General features: G+C 69.3%; 15 protein-coding genes and 1 pseudogene. 10 read left to right on the top strand and 6 right to left on the bottom strand.

Annotated features, from left to right (window positions below):
• Positions 1–213 precede the first annotated feature (213 nt).
• Positions 214–621 (bottom strand): PPOX class F420-dependent oxidoreductase, encoded by a 408-nt coding sequence (locus tag OG257_RS04350; RefSeq protein WP_329204873.1) that lies wholly within the window; start codon positions 619–621, stop codon positions 214–216.
• A gap of 244 nt (positions 622–865) precedes the next feature.
• On the opposite strand from OG257_RS04350, the gene OG257_RS04345 reads away from it, so the two are divergent.
• Positions 866–1,516, top strand: coding sequence for an acetate uptake transporter family protein (locus OG257_RS04345; protein ID WP_329214892.1), 651 nt, complete (start codon positions 866–868; stop codon positions 1,514–1,516).
• 149 nt (positions 1,517–1,665) lie between these two features.
• On the opposite strand, the gene OG257_RS04340 is transcribed toward OG257_RS04345, so the two are convergent.
• Complete coding sequence (locus OG257_RS04340; RefSeq protein WP_329204872.1) at positions 1,666–1,893, bottom strand: hypothetical protein; 228 nt, start codon at positions 1,891–1,893, stop codon at positions 1,666–1,668.
• A 437-nt stretch (positions 1,894–2,330) separates the two neighbouring features.
• Between OG257_RS04340 and OG257_RS04335 the strand changes: the two genes are divergently transcribed.
• The 6 genes from OG257_RS04335 to OG257_RS04310 all read left to right on the top strand — a co-directional run bounded on the left by OG257_RS04335 (position 2,331) and on the right by OG257_RS04310 (position 9,299).
• A complete protein-coding gene (locus OG257_RS04335; protein WP_329204871.1) occupies positions 2,331–4,694 on the top strand; it encodes a beta-galactosidase in 2,364 nt (787 codons plus the stop codon).
• Between the two features lie 509 nt (positions 4,695–5,203).
• Complete coding sequence (locus tag OG257_RS04330; RefSeq protein ID WP_329204869.1) at positions 5,204–5,980, top strand: SDR family NAD(P)-dependent oxidoreductase; 777 nt, start codon at positions 5,204–5,206, stop codon at positions 5,978–5,980.
• Positions 5,981–6,070: 90 nt separating this feature from the next.
• Positions 6,071–7,216 carry a galactonate dehydratase gene (gene dgoD, locus OG257_RS04325; RefSeq protein ID WP_329204868.1) on the top strand — a complete coding sequence of 382 codons (1,146 nt, stop codon included), beginning with the start codon at positions 6,071–6,073 and terminating at the stop codon, positions 7,214–7,216.
• Between the two features lie 91 nt (positions 7,217–7,307).
• Entirely contained in the window at positions 7,308–7,949 is a 642-nt protein-coding gene (locus OG257_RS04320; protein WP_329204866.1) for a bifunctional 4-hydroxy-2-oxoglutarate aldolase/2-dehydro-3-deoxy-phosphogluconate aldolase, read from the top strand.
• Positions 7,946–8,920 carry a sugar kinase gene (locus tag OG257_RS04315; protein ID WP_329204864.1) on the top strand — a complete coding sequence of 325 codons (975 nt, stop codon included), beginning with the start codon at positions 7,946–7,948 and terminating at the stop codon, positions 8,918–8,920. The genes OG257_RS04320 and OG257_RS04315 overlap by 4 nt, the downstream gene beginning before the upstream one ends.
• 58 nt (positions 8,921–8,978) lie before the next feature.
• Complete coding sequence (locus tag OG257_RS04310; RefSeq protein ID WP_329204863.1) at positions 8,979–9,299, top strand: SMP-30/gluconolactonase/LRE family protein; 321 nt, start codon at positions 8,979–8,981, stop codon at positions 9,297–9,299.
• Between the two features lie 92 nt (positions 9,300–9,391).
• On the opposite strand, the gene OG257_RS04305 is transcribed toward OG257_RS04310, so the two are convergent.
• Both OG257_RS04305 and OG257_RS04300 read right to left on the bottom strand, forming a co-directional pair.
• Complete coding sequence (locus tag OG257_RS04305; RefSeq protein ID WP_329204861.1) at positions 9,392–10,669, bottom strand: cellulase-like family protein; 1,278 nt, start codon at positions 10,667–10,669, stop codon at positions 9,392–9,394.
• 77 nt (positions 10,670–10,746) lie between these two features.
• On the bottom strand, positions 10,747–10,992 hold the full coding sequence (locus OG257_RS04300; RefSeq protein ID WP_329204859.1) for a hypothetical protein: 246 nt from the start codon (positions 10,990–10,992) through the stop codon (positions 10,747–10,749).
• 242 nt (positions 10,993–11,234) lie between these two features.
• On the opposite strand from OG257_RS04300, the gene OG257_RS04295 reads away from it, so the two are divergent.
• A complete protein-coding gene (locus OG257_RS04295) occupies positions 11,235–11,972 on the top strand; it encodes a FadR/GntR family transcriptional regulator (RefSeq protein ID WP_329204857.1) in 738 nt (245 codons plus the stop codon).
• 265 nt (positions 11,973–12,237) lie between these two features.
• Here the strand turns inward: OG257_RS04295 and OG257_RS04290 are convergent, their stop codons facing one another.
• Positions 12,238–12,702 (bottom strand): MarR family winged helix-turn-helix transcriptional regulator, encoded by a 465-nt coding sequence (locus tag OG257_RS04290; protein WP_329204855.1) that lies wholly within the window; start codon positions 12,700–12,702, stop codon positions 12,238–12,240.
• Between the two features lie 269 nt (positions 12,703–12,971).
• On the opposite strand from OG257_RS04290, the pseudogene OG257_RS04280 reads away from it, so the two are divergent.
• Positions 12,972–13,420, top strand: a pseudogene (locus tag OG257_RS04280) (MFS transporter); the annotation flags it as partial.
• Between the two features lie 169 nt (positions 13,421–13,589).
• A complete protein-coding gene (locus OG257_RS04275) occupies positions 13,590–14,237 on the top strand; it encodes a nitroreductase family protein (RefSeq protein WP_329204853.1) in 648 nt (215 codons plus the stop codon).
• A 194-nt stretch (positions 14,238–14,431) separates the two neighbouring features.
• Here OG257_RS04275 and OG257_RS04270 read toward each other — a convergent pair whose 3' ends face one another.
• Positions 14,432–15,802: a DEAD/DEAH box helicase gene (locus OG257_RS04270; RefSeq protein ID WP_329204852.1), complete on the bottom strand. Its 1,371-nt coding sequence runs from the start codon at positions 15,800–15,802 to the stop codon at positions 14,432–14,434.
• Between the last annotated feature and the right edge of the window lies 1 nt (position 15,803).

Raw genomic sequence — 15,803 nt, 5'->3', positions numbered from 1 at the left:
GTAACGGCGCTGCCGCCGAAGACTGCACTGCTGGAATACCAGCTCTTCCCCAGTCGGGTCAGGGACGGCCGGTGTTCCGCCTGGCGGGGGTCGAACTGGCCTCCCGGGGATGTGGGCGCAGGCCGGGGTTCGGGGCGGGCGGGCCAGGGGCCCGCAGGGGTTGCTCCTGCGAGCCCCTCCGACGGGTTCTGCCGGGTGCGCTGCGCGGGCGGGTCAGATCGAGCCGACGACCTTGCGCGGGGTGATACGGATGACGACGCGGTCGGCGTCGTCCTTCGACGCCGGGTTGAAGTCCGAGTATTCCTTCCCCGTGTACTTGCGCGAGAGGGTGTCGATCAGTTGCTGGCCGCCTTGAGTGGTCAGCGTGGCCGAACCGCGGATCTCGGCGTAGGTGTAGGGCGCGTTCGCGGGGTTGATCATGACGGTGATCCGGGGATCGGTACGCAGGTTCTTCTCCTTGCGACGGCCGGTGGTCGTGGAGACCAGCAGATCGTCGCCGTCCCTGGCGAGCCAGGTGATGGACAATTGCGGGCTGCCGTCGGGCTGGATCGTGGCCACGGTCGCGAAGACCGGGGTGTCGTCGATGAGCTTCTTCAGGTCGTCGGAAAGTTCGGCGGACACTGGACGGGTTCCTCTCCTCGGCTGATTGCTGTCCCGGACCGACTGCCCGTCAGCGTTGATCAGCAACGGACAGCCTGCAAAATTGTGGTTGTTCGTATCCAGGCCGGCGGATCGGGCACGGGAGGGTTCACTCGCGCGGCCGAGTCGGTCCTGTTGCGGCGGCATACTCGCCGGCCCGTACGCTGCGACTGTGCCCCAAGCTTCCGACTCATCCGGCCCGTCCGAACCGCTGACCACTGACGCGGTGACCCGAATCGTGCTCCGCCCGATCGCCAGCCCCCTGCCGCTGGGGTTCTTCGCCCTCGGTGTCGGCAGCGTGGTCCTGTCCTCACTCCAGCTGGCCTGGGTCCCGGCAGGACAGAGCAGCATCCTGCTGCTTCTGGTCCTCATCTTCGTCGTGCCCCTGCAGTCAGTCGCTGGACTGTTCGCCTTCCTCGCCCGCGACGCCGGCGCCGGCACCGCAATGCTCCTCCTCGGTGCCGCCTGGGCCGGAACCAGCGTGACCTCCCTCGACTCCCCACCGGGCCGGCCGGTGGTGGCACAAGCCGTCTTCCTTCTGGCGCTGGTTCCCTTCGTCCTCGCCCTCGCGGGTGCGGCGGCGCAGTCGAAGCCTCTGTTCGCGGTGCTGCTCACCCTCACCGCACTGCGCTTCGGCCTCACAGGCCTTTATGAGGCGGGTCTGGGAAACGCACTGCAGGTCGCGGCGGGCTGGACGGGTCTCGGTATCGGTGTCTACGCGCTGTACGGCGGGCTGGCGCTCCTCGTGGAAGACAGCAAGCAGCGCACCGTACTGCCACTGTTCCGGCGTGGCGCTGCCCGCAGGTCCATCGAGGGCGGCCTTCGTGAGCAGCTCACCGCCGCGCAGCAGGAGGCCGGAGTCCGTCACCAGCTGTGACGCCGGGACAGCGGGGCCAACCGCTGTCCCGGCGAGGCTGTTCGGTTCGGCTCTTGCCGTGCCACTGCTCGGGCGGGATGACCCCGCATCGGTCGTCCAGACGAATCCCAGCCTGCCCCGGCCTTACCTACGCGCGGGTGCCGGCGCCCTCACCCCAGCAGGACGTCATCGTTGCCGAGGCGTTTGAGCTCGCGGTAGAGGACCGCCAGACCGGTAACGATCTTGGCGGTCGAGATCACGGCGTCGACCAGGCGGAGGGTGTCGCTTTCCTCCCGCGCGAGCCTGGCCTGCTTCACGACGCTCAGCGCGCCGAAGGCAGTGGTGCCAAGCGACAGGTACACGCTGGACTTGGACTTCTTCTTGGCTGTTGCACTCATAGGTTATGGAGCCTCCTCAGGCAGCGGATGCCCCGATTCCTGCAAAGACCACGTCCGCGGTGGCACTGGTTCTGTGCCGAGGACGCCCCCCCCGCGTCGGCAGACTCTCCTGACTGAGCGTCAGGAAGGTACGGCTGCTGGTTGAGACGACCGGAGATCCGGGCGCCTCTCGGGTGAACCGTCCGGCCGACGAATGGTGGCGTTGTGGTCCGGGCGCCGCCGTCGGCTCCAACGTGAACTTGGCCCGACTGCAGCAGTTCTCGTGAGCAGAGTGGTCGGCTCTCGTGTCAGCCGCCCTTGCACCCGGCCCGCCCGGCACGAGTGGTCCCACCCGCGTCGGTCGGCAACCATTAATTATGAATACATCTTGACAGGGTTTGACGGCCCGCCCACGATGAACGCACTTCACCGAGCCGTTGTCGCAGGAGCCGCCTGTCATGTTGTCTCTGCAAGTCCGTGCCCCCTCCGTGCCCCTGACCGGTCATCTGCCCATGGGGAGTCCGGCCTCCACACCGCACTCCGTGATGGTCGACAGCCGGAGCCTGTTCAGGGACGGCCACCCGTGGATCCCCGTGATGGGGGAGTTCCACTTCAGCCGCTACCCGGCCGTCGAGTGGCGCGAGGAGCTGCTCAAGATCAAGGCCGGCGGCGTCGATCTGGTGGCCACCTATCTGTTCTGGAATCAGCACGAGAACGAGGCCGGCGTCTTCTGCTTCGACGGCGACCTGGACGTGCGCCGCTTCGTGACGCTGTGCCACGAGGTCGGTCTGGTCGTGGCAATGCGGATCGGGCCCTGGTCGCACGGTGAATGCCGTAACGGGGGGTTCCCGGACTGGCTCGAGGAGACCGGCTGCGCTGTGCGCACCGACGACCCCGCCTACCTCGCGCTGGTCGAGCCCTACTACCGCCGTATCTCCCACGAGCTGCGCGGCCTCTTCCACGAGGACGGCGGGCCGATCGTGGCTGTCCAGGTGGAGAACGAGCTCTACGACCAGCCGGCACACCTGGCCACCCTGCGAAGCATGGCCGAGAGCGCCGGCATGCGAGCACCGCTGTGGACGGCAACCGGCTGGGGCGCGGCGGACATCCCGCGCGACAACCTGCTGCCGTTGTACGGCGGGTACCCGGAGGCGTTCTGGGAGGATGCGTACGACGGGTGGACGCGGGAGATGCGGCGCCACTACTTCTTCACGCCGATCCGCGACGACCACGCCATCGGCGCCGATCTGCGCTCCTCGGCGCCGACCGGAAGCGGTCCGGATGATCGCCGCTACCCGTACGCCACATGCGAGTTGGGCGGCGGCATGGCCATCGCCTACCACCGCCGCCCGACCGTGCCCAGCCAGGACATCACCTCGCTGGCGCTGGCCAAGCTGGGCAGTGGCTCGGTCTGGCAGGGCTACTACCTCTACCACGGGTGCTCGCAGCGCCTGGACCTCAAGGAACCCAACCAGGAGAGCCACGACACCGGCTACCCCAACGACCTGCCGACGGTCACCTACGACTTCCAGGCGCCGCTGGGGGAGTACGGGCAGGTCCGGCCCGTCTTCCACGCGCTGCGACTGCAACACCTGTTCCTGCACGCATACGGCGCGGAACTGGCCCGGATGCCGATGTCGCTACCTGATGCCGAACCCGAGTCGCTCGACGACCGCGTCACGTTGCGCTGGGCCTTCCGCTCGGCAGGGGGACAGGGCTTCCTCTTCGTCAACAACCATCAGCCGCACGAGACGCTGCCCGACCACAAGGACGTCCAGTTCCGGGTTCACCTGGACAGTGGCCGCACCGTTACCCTGCCCGCGCAGCCGGTCAGCGTTCCCACCGGCGCGCACTTCGTGTGGCCGATCGGCCTCGACCTCGGCGCCGGGCTGCGACTCGACTGGGCCACCGCCCAGCCGGTGACCCGCCTGGAAGTGGACGGCGTTCCGCTCACCGTGCTGGCGGCCACCGACGGGATCCCGGTGTCCTTGGCCCTGCCCGCGAATGTGGACGTCGCCGGCCCTGCCCAGGTGGCGCTCGGCGCCGACGCCACACTCGTCACGGTCACCGAACCGGGCACCGGGGCACTTCTGACCCTGGACGGTCCCACCGGCAGCGCACGCGTCCTGGTGCTGTCCCACACCGAGGCGCTTCGGCTGAACCGGCTGCACGTCTACGGACAAGACCGTCTTGTTCTCAGCGACGACCTGGTGCTCGCCGACGGAGACGAACTGCGCCTGCACACCACCTCGCCGACACCATCCATCGCCCTGCTGCCCGCTCCGGCTTCCCTGCACGGTGCAGAAGCAGGTCGGCCCGTGCCGGACGGCACCTTCGCGCGTTGGTCGCTGAGCCCCGCCCCGCGGCTGCCGCAGCCCGCCGTCGAAGCCTTGCAGACACAGGCCGTCGCTCCGTCCGCCCGCACCGGCGGTTCCCACCAGCGGGCCTCCGCGCCGCGTGACGAGGACTTCGAGAAGGCCGCCGTCCACCACCTCACCATCCCGGCAACCGTCCTGGACGATGAGGGGGAAGTGCTGCTGCGACTGCGCTACACCGGGGATGCGGCCAGGGCCTACATCGACGGCAAGCTCGTCGCCGACCACTTCTGGTACGGGCCCGACTGGGAGATCGGACTGCGCCGCTTCGCCGACGCCGTCGTACAGCACGGCATGGAGATCCGGGTTCTGCCGCTGGATCGTGCAGCCCGCGTCTACGTCGACCGTTCGGCACGCGAAGGCCTGGACGCTGCCCGGACCCGAGCCGCAGTGGAATCCGCCGAGCTGGTGGCCGTACCTCGTACGACCCTGCGCCTGGAGGACTGACGTGTCTGACCTCAGCCGACGGAGTCTGCTACGCGCTGCGGGGGTTGCGGGCCGGGGCTCCTCGCGGGATGCGGCACGTCCTCGGCCGCCCCGTTGCGGTCAGGACGCGCGCAGGTCAGGCTGCGGACCCACGACCCGACCACACAAAGACGTTCCGGACCGCCATCAAGGACGGGAACACACCCGATCTCGCGGGCCTCAACGTCGACCTCACTGACGCCGTCCGCCAGCTCGGTGACGATCGGCTCAAACTGTCGCCCTACTCGGTCGACGGAGTTTCGTACGGCCTGGAATCCGGCAACGCGAGCACTTTGGTGCAGGCTTGAGCGTCCGTCAATATCTTGAGGCAGATTGCGTCAGGGTCTGTTCGACGGACCGGCGAGGTCGCGGATCGCGTGTCCCGGTGCCGATGGCTGGTTATGAGAACACCGCGCAACCCTTGGCGCAAACCAATAATTAATATTTAATGTCGTTGATCTGTTCACCTGCCATGTACCTGGAGACCGTTCGTGGATCCACTGCATTCGACCTACAGCAGGCGCTTCGAGGGGCGCTGCGTCCTGGTGACCGGCGCCGCGTCCGGCATCGGTGCCGCGACGGCCCGGCGGCTGGCCTCGGAGGGTGCTGGTGTGCTGCTCGCCGACATCGATGCGCACGCCGGCAGGCAGGTCGCCGAAGGGATCCGTGATGCCGGTGGCCGGGCGCTGTTCCAGCACTGCGATGTGTCCCAGGAATCGTCGTGGCAGACGGCGGTTCATGCTGCTCGTGAGGCGTTCGGTCCCGTCCACGCGTTGGTGAGCAACGCCTGCACCGTACGGATCGGGGCGGCCGACGAGATCGATGCGGCGGAGTGGAACCGTCAGCTCGCGGTCTCGCTCACCGGCTCCTACCTGGGTTTCCGTGCCTGCCTCGACGATCTGCGCGCCACCGGCGGCAGTGCTGTCCTGGTCTCGTCGGTTCACGCGCTCGTGGGGCTGCCCGGGCGCCCCGCGTACGCCGCGGCCAAGGCCGGTCTGACCGGGCTGGCCCGGCAGCTCGCCGTGGAGTACGGAGGGCAGGTCCGCGTCAACTCCGTCCTGCCCGGGCCGGTGCTGACCCAGGCGTGGGAGGACATCGACGAGGCCGACCGGCGTGCCACGGCCGAGGAGACCGCCGCGAAGAGGCTCGGCAGGCCGGAGGAGATCGCATCGACGATCGGCTTCCTCCTCAGCGACGACGCCTCCTTCATGACCGGCGCGTCGCTCGTCGTGGACGGCGGATGGAGCGTCATGAAGAACTCGTCCTGAACGGCGGTCCTCCGGAGCCCCCGTCGCTCCTGAACCAACCCGGCCTCATCCGAAGCCGCGCTGCCCGCGGCCATCTCCTGGAGCACCTTCTTGAAGATCGCACGCGTCGAGACCTTCGCCGTACCACCCCGCTGGCTCTTCTGCCGCGTGGAGACCGACGACGGCGTCGTCGGCTGGGGCGAGCCGGTCGTCGAGGGGAGAGCGGCGACCGTGCGCACCGCCGTCCACGAGCTCGCCGAACTCCTCATCGGCAAGGACCCGATGCGTATCGAGGACCACTGGCAAGTCATGACGAAGGGCTCCTTCTACCGAGGAGGCCCAGTTCTCTCGAGCGCCGTCGCCGGACTCGACCAGGCGCTGTGGGACATCGCCGGCAAGACGCTGGGGGTCCCCGTCCACGTGCTCCTTGGCGGGCCGGTCCGCGAGCGGGTGCGGGCCTACAGCTGGGTGGGCGGAGACGAACCGGAGGAGATCGCCGACGCCGTCCAGGCGCAGGTGGAGGCCGGGTTCACCGCGGTGAAGATGAACGCCTCCGGCAGGATGAACCGGATCGCGAGCACCCGTGACATCGATGCCGTCGTCCAGCGAGCCGCGACGGCCCGCGAGGTCCTCGGTCCCGACCGCGACTTCGCCATGGACTTCCACGGCCGGTTCAACGTGGCGAACTCCCGCCGGGTCCTGCCGCACCTTGCGCCGCTGAATCCGCTGTTCGTCGAGGAACCCCTGCTGCCCGAGCACACCCACCGGTTGCGCGATGTCGTCGAGGCGACGCCGATCCCCGTGGCCACGGGAGAACGGCTCTATTCACGGACCGACGCGCTGCCCGCCCTCCAGGCCGGTATCGCCGTTCTGCAGCCGGACCTTTCGCATGCCGGCGGCATCTCCGAGGTGCGTCGGATGGCGGCCCTGGCGGAGACCTTCGACGTACTGGTGGCCCCGCACTGCCCCCTGGGGCCGCTCTCCCTCGCCGCCAGCCTTCAGATCGCCTTCTCCGTTCCGAACTTCCTCATCCAGGAACAGAGCATCGGGATCCACTACAACGCGGGTGCCGAGGTGCTCGACTACGTCGTCGACCGAGAGGTCTTCCGCTTCGACGAAGGGCATCTGAACCGGCCCACCCGGCCGGGACTGGGGATCGAGGTCGATGAGGGAGTCGTTCGGGCGGCCGACGGAAGAACACCGGACTGGCGTGGTCCGATCTGGCGCCATCCGGACGGCTCCTTCGCCGAGTGGTGATCAGCCGGCCACCGCCCTGGCCGCCGTACCGCCCTGATGTCCGTACTGGACACACACGTAACGTCACCACCTCATGGAGCAGCAAGCCCACATGCAAACAGACGAATTCACCACCCGGCTGCGCCGCGACCGCCTCGTCGCGATCGTGCGAGGCCGCGATGCCGAAGCCTCGATGCGCACCGTTCTGGCCCTCGCGGAGGAGGGCATCGGGCTCATCGAGGTCTCCCTGAACACGGTCGACGCCCTCACGGTCATCTCCCGAGCGGCGAACGCTGTCGACCCGTCCATCGCGATCGGGGCGGGGACTGTCGTCACTGCCGACGATGCCCGGCGTGCCCAGGAAGCGGGCGCGACCTGGATCGTCACTCCCGCGCTCGGCGGTGGGTTCGAGGAGGCCGTGGCCCGGCACCTGCCCGTGCTGGCGGGTGCGCTCACCCCGTCCGAAGCGGTCGCGGTGAGCACCGGAGGCGCGAGTGCCGTCAAGCTGTTCCCCGCCTCGCTGGGCGGCCCCGCGTATCTCCGCGCCCTGCGCGACCCCTTCCCCGACCTGCCGTTCGTACCGGTCGGCGGCGTTGACGCACAGGCGGCCGCGGAGTACTTCGCGGCAGGAGCTGTGGCCGTGGGAGTGGGCAGCCCGCTCGCCGGTGACGCCCCTCACGGCGGCGACCTGGCCGCCCTGCGGAAGCGGGCGAAGGACTTCCTGAGTGTCTGCCGTACGGAGGCCCGCTCGTGAACTCTCCGGCCGTGGAAGTCCTCACCTTCGGTGAAGCCATGTTGTCGCTGCAGACCGATGGGCCGCTAGGTGCTGATGGAACGGCCCGCACGACAGTGGCGGGGGCCGAGTTCAACGTCGCTGTGGGCGTGGCGCGGCTGGGCCACCGCGTCTCGTGGGCCGGACGCACCGGCAGGGACGAGCCGGGCCGACTGATCCTTCGCACGTTGCGCGGCGAGGGGGTCGGGACCAGCCACGCCACGACGGATCCGGAGGCGCCGACCGGCGCCATGCTCCGGGAGCGCCGCGTCGCCGACCTGGCGCGGGTGCACTACTGGCGCTCAGGCTCCGCCGCCTCCCGCCAGCGGCCCGAGGACCTGACCCCGGCCCTGGAAGCGGGTGCTCGCATCCTGCACCTGACCGGCATCACCTGCGCCCTGGGAGAGGGCCCTCTTGCAGCGGTGCGGTCCGCTGCCGAGTACGCCGCGGAGCACGGCTGGACGGTCACTCTCGACGTCAACCACCGCACGCGGCTGTGGAGCCACGAGGCCGCCACAACGGCACTGCACCTCCTGCTTCCCTACGTGGATGTCGTGATCGCGTCCGACGACGAACTTCCCCTGCTCTCCGCCGCCCCCGGGACGTCCCCGGAGCGAGGGGAAGCAGACCTGATCGCGGACCTGTTCGGGGCGGGCATCGGAGAGGTCGTCGTCAAACGCGGCGCGGACGGCGCCGACCTGTACCTCCCCGGGGCGGTCCCGGTGCACGCGGCCGCCCGCCCCGTGCCGGTCACCGACACCGTCGGCGCGGGCGACGCCTTCTGCGCCGGGTACCTGTCAGGCCTGATCGACGCCCTCGATCCCGATGCCAGGCTCCAGCGTGCCACCACCACCGCGGCATTCGCCGTCGCCTCCAGCGGCGACTGGGAAGGGCTGCCCCACCGGGACGAACTGGCCCTGCTGGACGCCGCCCCCGGCAGCGCCATCCGCTGATCCTGCCCGAGCGAACACACCCCGTGGCGACACGGTTGCGGGGCCGAGAGGTTGTGCCATGACGGCGTACGACGTGCCCGCGGTCGGCCGCCCGGATGGCATGACGGTGGATACCGCGGGCCGCTTGTGGAGCGCGATCTGGGGCGCCGGGCAGATCCGCTGCTACGCCCCCGATGTCACGCTTCTGCTGGCGGTCCCGGTGCCTGCCGTCCAGCCGTCCAGTGTCTGCCTGACCGGTGAGCATCTCCTCGTGACCACGGCGGCCATCGGCTTGGAGGAACCGGAGCCACTCGACGGTGCGGTACTGATAGCTCGGTGCGATGCCATTGCGCCGGCCGTTTCGCCTGCTTCCTCCGTCTTCGCCGATCGAGTCTTCTGACCCGCCGCTCCAGCAGGAGCAGTGACCGGCACATGTGAGCGTGGGCCGTGCGGGCCGCGCACATGCGCGCGGCCCGCACGGCTTAGGGCGTGTCAGAGGGCGGTTAGGTCGCGCAGCAGGGCGTTGCACTCCTGCTGGAGGCGGATGTCCTGCCACATGGGGTGCTGGGGGGCGGCGTTGGAACAGACGACGGCTCCACGTGCTCCGGCCCGGGCGGCTTCGGTGACGGCGCGGTGGCAGAACGCGGCGCCGACCGGTCCCTCCTCGAAGCTGCCGTGCAGTGGTGTGTAGCCGATCCACCCTTCGCCGAAGATGAAGGGAACTCCCGTCTCGGCGGCCCAGTCGGCTGCGGCGGCGATCCAGATGCTGAGCTTCGCCTCCATCGCGGCGCGGTGGACGGCGTAGCGGTCGTAGAGCCAGGCGTCGAAGAGGTCCGGGTCGCACCAGTCGTGGACGTAGACCTCACGGAGGCCGACGACGGTCGCTTCGAGGCGCCACCGGTCCTCCTCCGGTGGCGCCCAGTCCTCCAGGGCGGGCGCTCCGGTGCGCAGCAGTTCCCGGGAGGCCCGTTCCTGGGGGAAGGGCCGCGAGAAGTCACGCAGGGCGTAGGCGTCGAGGAGTTCGTCGAGGACGCCGTAGACGTAGGGATGGAAGACGGCTACGTCGATGTCGCGGGGGATACCTCGCATCGAGCCGACGGGCACGTGGGCGTAGTTGACGGTGACCGGCCGGTCGGGGTGGCGCTTGCGGAACTGGTCCAGGCCGCGTTGCAGGCGGGGACGGAGGGCCACGACGGTGTCGTCATCGGTCAGACCCTCGGCCAGGCGGCCGGCCTGGACCTCGTTGTGGAGTTCGGTGAAGGCGATCCGCTCGTCCAGGCCGTCGTGGGCGGCCAAGAAGTCGATGAGGTCGGCCAGTGCGCCGGCGAGTGCCTCCGCCCGGCGCTCGGGGGCGATGGCCATGATCGCGTCGAACCAGGTCCGGTCACCGGCGAAGGAGGGCGACTGCTGGTATTCCCAGCTGGAGAGGATGACGAAGCAGTCGTGCCGCCTGGCCGCCTCGAACAGGGCGAGCAGATGGGCCCGCGCGTCGATCTCGGTGGTGCCGCGTACGTCGTACCAGCGCACTCGCTGCCCGTACTGACCGCCGAGGGGGCCGAGCCGGAGCCTGGTGGTATCGAGGCCGGTGCCGAAGAGCAGCAGCGGCATGGCGCAGATGCGGACGGTGTTGTATCCGCGCTCGACCGCTTCGGCGAAGGCGCGGTCGAGGTCGGCGAAGGGCTCGCCGGGGCCGGTGCGGGTGTACCAGGTGAAGTCCCACAGGGAGATCGTGAGGGTGGCGGGAAGATGGGCGGGCAGCGGGGTGGGCATGGCGGAGCGCGCCTTCCGTGGTCAGCTTGCGGGGGAGCGGGGGCGGGAAGCAGTAACAGGGGCGGAGGATGAGGTGCTCATCGCTTCACCTGCTGCCGGTAGGCGTCGAGTCCGGCCTTGATCGCGGCCGCTGGAGAGGTGCGGCCCTTGAGCGCGTCGAGAACGGGGCCGCCGAGAACGTCGCTCAGGATCTGCATCCCGGGCGCCCGATAGAAGAGGGGCAGGTCGGCGGCGGCTCGGCTGTAGACGTCGAACACCCCTTGGCCGCCCAGGAATTCGTCCTCGACGCCGAGGAGCTCGGGGTCCTGGTACAGCGGTTTCAAGGTCGGCAGGAACCCGCCGGACCTGTAGCGCGTGTGTACGACCTTGGTACGGACAACGACAACATGACAGGCGGCTCCTGCGTGGGCGGCTCGGTGAAGTGGCTTCATCGTGTGCGGGAGCCCCTACAGTGTCAAGATGTATTCATAATTAATGCGTGCCGGTAAGATGCGATCACTCTGCATGCGCGGCAGCACCCGCACCCGCGCGCACCACGGTGCGCGCATCGAAAGGAGAGGGCGACATGGCGTCCTACAGTGGGCGAGGTGTCCATGGTCAGGTTGTGCACATCCTCGGGGCGCGCATCGTGAGCGGCGGCATCCCCGTGGGGGCGACCCTGGACATTCGTGCGCTGGGCGAGGAGCTCGATGTGAGCCTCACCGTCATGCGCGAGTCGCTCAAGGTCCTCGCGAGCAAAGGACTGATCGACGCCCGCCAGAAGCGCGGGACCTTCGTCACCGAACGCAGCCGCTGGAACCTCCTCGACGCGGACATCATTCGCTGGAGAGTCGACAGCGGTGGCGGCGAACAGCTGATGCGGGACCTCGCGGACGTCCGGTCCATCGTCGAGCCTGCGGCCGCGCACCGCGCCGCCCTGCACCGGACGGAAGCGGACCTGGCCGCGCTCCAGGGTGCCTTGGATGCCATGGGACGGGCCCAGGCCGACTCGGCTGCTGCGGCAGAGGCCGACGCGGCTTTCCACCGGGCGCTGCTGGCGGCCACCGGCAACGAAATGCTGACGCGCATGGACATGTTGCTCGAACCAGGTCTCCGGGAGCGCGACCGGCTCGTCCACGCCCATGCCGCGGCCGACGACCCGGTGCCCAGCCATCAGGCAGTGCTGGACGCGGTCCGGGAGCGTGACCCGGCGCGGGCGGAGCTCGCCATGCTCGATCTGCTGGCCAAGGCGGCGCACGACCTCGACCGGATAACCGCGAGTTCCGAGGGCACAGTCACGCAAAGTCCCACTTCGGGCCGCTGAGCCGGGTAACGGCGCGGCTCTGGTTCGTGGCCTGGCTGAGACGCCTGCTGTCACCGTCGACGGCGCACCTTGGGGGCGGCGGTCCTTCTCGGAGGAGCTGACCGGCACGTCACGTGCAGCCCTTCGTCCGACGCGAGTTGTCGACAGTGTCGGTCTGGGTTCGTGATCACGGGTGCGGGTGTCGGCAGACGATCGTTTGTCGACACTCGGAGCGGGCCTCAAGCGCAGAGCGTTGGAGCTCCCTGTCCAGGGCCGGGTGATCCGGTCACGGGCGAGGTTGCAGCAGTTTGCCGAGGATACTGGAGAGCTGCCCGCGCTCCGTAGGGGTGAGGGCATGGAAGGTCCCGTCAAGGAACTCGGGCACAGCATCTTCGGCCTGGGCGAGGATTTGGCGGCCGGAATCGGTGATGGTGACGGCGTACGCGCGGCGGTCTGCGACGTCTCGCTCACGGCGTAGGTGGCCTGCCTGTTCAAGGCCGTCGCAGACGCCGACCATCACGGTGCGGTCGATGCGCAGTTCGTCGCTCAGGACGCGCTGCGAGCAAGGGCCTACCTCGGCCAGCATTTTCAGCACCAGATGCTGGCCGACGCCGAGTCCGAGCGCGCCGGCCCGGGCATCCGCAGCCCGGGCAACGGCAGCTGAGGCCCGGCACAGGGCGATGTCCAAGCGCTCCGCGGCGAGCCGGGGGAAGTAGTCGGTGCTTGCGCGGTCCGTGTTCGTGGACGGCATGTGGTCTCCCTCCTGGCTGCCGCCACCCTACTAGTAATCATCTGTCACCAGATTGTTTGACTGCCAATCATCTGAATCGTATGCTCGCCAACTATCTGTTAGCCAAGCATTGTTGCTCTGGTGGAGGTCTGGCGTGGACAAGCCCGATGGTCGCAAGGGAGTGGCCCTCTTACTGCTCTGCGCTGCGGTGTTCCTGGACTCGATGGACCTGTCGCTGATGGGGGGTCGCCCTGCCCGCGATCGGGCGGGATCTGTCGCTGTCGGAGGGGATGCTGCAGTGGCTGGTGTCGGGGTATGCGGTCGCCTACGGCGGCTTCCTGCTGCTGGGAGGTCGCATGGCCGACCTGTTCGGTCGTCGCCGCATGTTCCTGCTTTCCTTGGCCGTTTCGCCGCCGCAAGCCTGGTTGGCGGGCTGCTTTCGGATGGATGGGCGCTGGTCGTCACGCGGGTGGTCAAGGGGCTGGCCGCGGCGCTCACCGCCCCGGCGGCCCTCTCACTCATCACCACTACGTTCACCGAAGGCGCGCAGCGCAACCGAGCGCTCGGCGTCTACGCCCTGGCCGGCGCCACCGGATACAGCGGCGGACTCATCGCCTCCGGGCTGCTGACCGAGCTCAGTTGGCGACTGGTGTTCTCCTTCCCGGTGCCGATCGCCCTGCTGGTCCTGGTCCTCGCGCCGATGGTGCTGCCGAGAGCGGACCGCTCGCACAGCACAGCCCGGGGCTTCGACGGAGTCGGCGCGGTCACGATCACCGCAGGAGTGCTGCTTCTCGCTGCTCGGCGCCACCCTCGCGTCCATCGGCCTGCGCACCCGCATCAGCCACGAGGCCCAGGCCCGCGCCTGAGTCCTGTCCGCAACACCATCGCCCGACACCGAGGAGGCTCCTGTGACCCTGGACCTGACCCCCGACCAACTGCTGTCCACCACCCGCGCGGTGCGCAAGCGCCTCGACCTGGACCGCCCGGTCCCACGGTCCCTGATCGACGAGTGCATCGATCTGGCCACACAGGCACCGACGGGGCGCAACCGGCAGCGCTGGCACTTCATCGTCGTCACCGACCCCGACCGGCGCCGCCTCGTCGGGGACATCTTCCGCCGCGCGCTGTCGACCGGAGGTGGGCAGCCTCCGACCGAGCGGGACCTGCCGCGCATGTTCGCTCACCCTGGCTCCATGGAACGGATCTCGGACGGCCTACGGCACCTGAACCACAACATCCACCGTGTGCCCGCCTTCGTCATCCCGGCCGTCGAAGGCCGCACGGAAGGCGCCTCCGTGCTCGACCAGTCCATGACCTGGGGGTCCATCCTCCCGGCGGTGTGGAGCTTCATGCTCGCCGCCCGTGCCCGCGGGTTGGGCACCGTGTGGACCACGGCGCAGGGCCCGCTGGAAAAGGAACTCGCCGACGTGCTCGGAGTGCCCTATGAGGAGGTGATGCTCGCCGCCTTCATCCCGCTGGCTTTCACCATCGGCACCGACTTCAAGCCGGCACGCAGGATTCCTCGGGAGCAGGTCCTGCACTGGGAGCAGTGGTAGTGGAGAACTGAGCCCGCCCCTAACGCCTGCGTCAGCACGGCTGTCGCTCGAGGAAGGGCAGGCACTGCTCCCAGTTCGCTCTCCGCCGTCGTGCACCAGGCGGCGGAGAGCAGGCATGACCGACGCCGGGGCAGGCACGTGCGACGCGGGCTGGGCCCCGCCGAACCGGCCCCCGCCCGGCAAGTTCGTCCGGGTCAGCGGCCCTTGCGCACCCGGGCCGCCGCGCGTGCTTCCGCTGTCTTGCGGGCGTCGGCCGTCTTGCGGGACTCCTTGGGGCGGCCCGGATGAGTGCCCATGCCGCGGAAGGGGGCGTTGCCTCTGCCCTTACCTTCGATCGGCGGGCGCTTCGCCCCGGTGATGGCGGTCAGCTTCTCCTCGCCGGAGCGCACCTGGGTGACAGTCGGCCGGATCCGGGCGTCGGTCATGATCCGGTTCACGTCCCGCCGCTGGTTCGGGGTGACCAGCGTGATCACCTTCCCGGATTCCCCGGCACGAGCCGTACGCCCGCCACGGTGCAGGTAGTCCTTCGCGTCGGCCGGCGGGTCGACGTTGACGACGAGGTCGAGCGCCTCGATGTGAATGCCTCGCGCCGCGACATTGGTGGCCACCAGCACGGTGATCTCGCCGTCCTTGAACTGCCCGAGCGTGTGTGTGCGCTGGGGCTGCGACTTCCCGCTGTGCAGGGCGGCAGCCCGTACGCCGCTGGCCCGCAGGTGCCGGGTGAACTGGTCCACGCCGGCCTTGGTGTCCAGGAACATCAGGACTCGGCCGTCCCGCGCGGCGATTTCCGTCGCGGTCGCGTACTTGTCGGCGGGGTGGACGTTCAGCACATGGTGTTCCATCGTGGTGACCGAACCCGCCACACGGTCGAGCGAGGCCACTACCGGCTCGTGCAGATAGTTCTGCACCAACTGGTCGACATTGCGGTCGAGCGTGGCCGAGAACAGCAGCCGCTGTCCGTCGGGGCGGACCTGGTCCAGGATTTCCGAGACCTGCGGCAGGAATCCCAGGTCGCACATCTGGTCCGCCTCGTCCAGCACCGTGATCCGCACCTGCTGCAGATCACAGGACCGACGCGATACGAGGTCGGCGAGCCGCCCCGGCGTCGCGACGACCACTTCGGCGCCGGTCCGCAGCAGCGCCGCCTGCCTGTTGATCGCCAGCCCTCCGACCACGGTCGCCAGCCGCACGTTCAGCGCCTGCGCGTACGGCGCCAGCGCGTCGCTCACCTGTTGCGCGAGCTCCCGGGTCGGCACCAGGACCAGTGCGAGCGGCCGCTTCGACTCCGCTCGCATACCTGCCGTCCGTGCCAGCAGCGCAAGCCCGAAGGCAAGCGTCTTGCCGGAGCCGGTCCGCGCACGGCCGAGGACATCACGGCCGGCCAGCGCGTTGGGCAGGGTCGCCGCCTGGATCGGGAAGGGCTCCGTCACGCCGAGGCCGCTCATCGTCGCCGTCAGCTCCGACGGCAGCCCGAGTGCGTCGAAGGAATCGACCGGCGGCAGGCCGGGGGCAGCCGTCTGCGGCGTTGTGAGTTCGCCCTTCAGGGCCGGAGGCTTCGCGTTCATG

It is taken from the genome of Streptomyces sp. NBC_00683 (assembly GCF_036226745.1).
Taxonomy (GTDB): Bacteria; Actinomycetota; Actinomycetes; order Streptomycetales; family Streptomycetaceae; genus Streptomyces.
This window is presented reverse-complemented; position numbering and strand designations above follow the sequence as displayed.

Bases quoted from the DNA above. Each gene is read 5' to 3' on its own strand.
- OG257_RS04310 (WP_329204863.1), top strand. From the start codon at position 8,979: ATGACGGCGTACGACGTGCCCGCGGTCGGCCGCCCGGATGGCATGACG.
- OG257_RS04290 (WP_329204855.1), bottom strand. From the start codon at position 12,702: ATGCCGTCCACGAACACGGACCGCGCAAGCACCGACTACTTCCCCCGG.
- OG257_RS04295 (WP_329204857.1), top strand. From the start codon at position 11,235: ATGGCGTCCTACAGTGGGCGAGGTGTCCATGGTCAGGTTGTGCACATC.
- OG257_RS04305 (WP_329204861.1), bottom strand. From the start codon at position 10,669: ATGCCCACCCCGCTGCCCGCCCATCTTCCCGCCACCCTCACGATCTCC.
- OG257_RS04270 (WP_329204852.1), bottom strand. From the start codon at position 15,802: ATGAACGCGAAGCCTCCGGCCCTGAAGGGCGAACTCACAACGCCGCAG.
- OG257_RS04335 (WP_329204871.1), top strand. From the start codon at position 2,331: ATGTTGTCTCTGCAAGTCCGTGCCCCCTCCGTGCCCCTGACCGGTCAT.
- OG257_RS04340 (WP_329204872.1), bottom strand. From the start codon at position 1,893: ATGAGTGCAACAGCCAAGAAGAAGTCCAAGTCCAGCGTGTACCTGTCG.
- OG257_RS04320 (WP_329204866.1), top strand. From the start codon at position 7,308: ATGCAAACAGACGAATTCACCACCCGGCTGCGCCGCGACCGCCTCGTC.